Raw genomic sequence first — 1,833 nt, forward strand, 5'->3', positions numbered from 1 at the left:
GCCGCCAACAACGGATGGCCGCGCAATAAGTATGGGTCGATTGATATGCCCTGCGGCGGTCGAGAAATTTCCTGGGCCGATTTCGACGGCATCTTTGTGCGGCAGAGCTTACCTTAGCCCATCTCGCAGCGAAAGGTCGCCCACCCTCTTTTGGTGATACAAAACACCACATTGCTTGGTTTGGGTCTTTTCAAAGCCCCCGTTCATGAGGCGCGTCCCTCAATCAGAGCCTTCAAATCCAGGAGCTTTTGAATGCTGCGAGCATTTAGGTTGTTGTTTGATCTATGGCTAGGTGTTTTGATGAACACAGGAAAACTTTGGATATTGCAGCAGTTGACCGTCTTGTCCGCCGGAAAAACTTAGGGTGAAGAGTCGCACAATCGAAGCTTCACTGATGGACGTACCCGATAACATGCAAATGACTGGCCCGCGCCAACTGAGTGCGTAGATCCATGGCATTCAGTTACTGTTTTTCATTTCTCGAACAGCATCCACCCAACTGTTCGAGCTTAACCGCCTCAAGCCAATCTCCTTTGAAAATGACCGATCGATCCTTCAATCCAGCGCCTGCTGAAAGATGTTTGGCCCGGAGAGAACGTTGATGCCGCCTGAAACAGGGATCACAGCTCCTGTCACATAGGCCCCTCCACGCCCACAAAGGAACAACATGCAGCCCGCAATGTCTTCATCACGGCCCACACGACCGAGCGGAACGTCCTTTCCGACTTTGGCGCGGACGTCTTCATCCTGGGTGGCAAAAGCTGTCATGCGAGACACGAACGGGCCTGGGGCGAGTGAATTCACTGTGATGGCCTCGCTTGCCAGTTCTTTGGCCAATATCTTACTCAGATGGATCACTGCGGCCTTGGAGGCAGCATAGCTGTAAGCGCCATCACCCATTGCACGCTCTCCCATGACAGAGCCGACATTGACCACCCGCGCCGGATCGTCGATCGACCCGCTTTCACGCAGCATAGGCAGGAGTTTCTGAGTCAAATCAAACAACCCTGCAACGTTTACGTTCACCACCTTTTCCCAGGCATTGAAGGGGAATTCCCCCAAAGGCGCGCCCCAGGTGATGCCAGCGTTGTTCATCAGAATATCCAATGTTTGCGTCCGCTCTTTCACAGCAGCGACCAGTGCATCGACACCTTCCTCGTTGCCCACATCTCCAGCGAACCCAATGGCTTTCCCGGATGCACCCAGATTGTTAAGTTCCTTGGCCACTGCTTCGCAAGCCTCTCCCTTGCGGCTCGCCAAAAATACGGTAGCGCCTGCGCGCACCAGCGCCTCTGCCGCCATAAGGCCAATACCCGTGGCCCCACCTGTGACCAATGCCGTTTTGCCCTCAAGCCCGAACAGTGTTTGAATGTCCATCTTAGTTTCCTTCATGCGCCGCGTTGTTCAACCCTCAGCAGATAGGTTGGCAATATCATCTCGCGAACCAATCCCAAATTTTTTTCACTCAATGCTGGAGCGATCAGAACACCAAAAATCCCAACCATTCAGCCGCAAGTGCGGGCTTCGCCTCACCTTCAATTTCAATGGTCAGTCCCATTGTTTGCAGCAACTCTGTTGGCGATTTTTGCTCTAACTTTTGCAGCACAAATCTGGCTCGAACTCTGGAACCAGATTTCACCGGAGCCAAAAAGCGAATTTTGTTGAACCCGTAGTTAACTCCCATGGACAGACCCGGCATCGGCTCAACGCAGTCATAAGAAAACTTGCTGGCAAGAGACAGTGTCAGAAAACCATGGGCGATTGTCCCTCCAAAGGGGGATTCATCTCTTGCCCTACTTGGATCAACATGAATGAACTGATGATCCATCGTAA

2 protein-coding genes are annotated in these 1,833 nt (G+C 52.4%); both read right to left on the reverse strand.

Annotated elements, in window-relative coordinates; all coding sequences use genetic code 11:
• Nucleotides 1-555: 555 nt before the first annotated feature.
• Entirely contained in the window at nucleotides 556-1,377 is an 822-nt protein-coding gene (locus BUC32_RS19965) for an SDR family oxidoreductase (RefSeq protein ID WP_073257392.1), read from the reverse strand.
• A gap of 103 nt (nucleotides 1,378-1,480) precedes the next feature.
• The coding region (locus BUC32_RS19970; RefSeq protein WP_139280819.1) for a MaoC family dehydratase at nucleotides 1,481-1,833 on the reverse strand (353 nt) is incomplete at its 5' end.

It is taken from the genome of Shimia gijangensis (genome assembly GCF_900142085.1).
Taxonomy (GTDB): domain Bacteria; phylum Pseudomonadota; class Alphaproteobacteria; order Rhodobacterales; family Rhodobacteraceae; genus Shimia; species Shimia gijangensis.

Excerpts from the sequence above, each read along its gene's own strand:
- BUC32_RS19965 (WP_073257392.1), bottom strand. The coding sequence starts at position 1,377 with ATGGACATTCAAACACTGTTCGGGCTTGAGGGCAAAACGGCATTGGTC.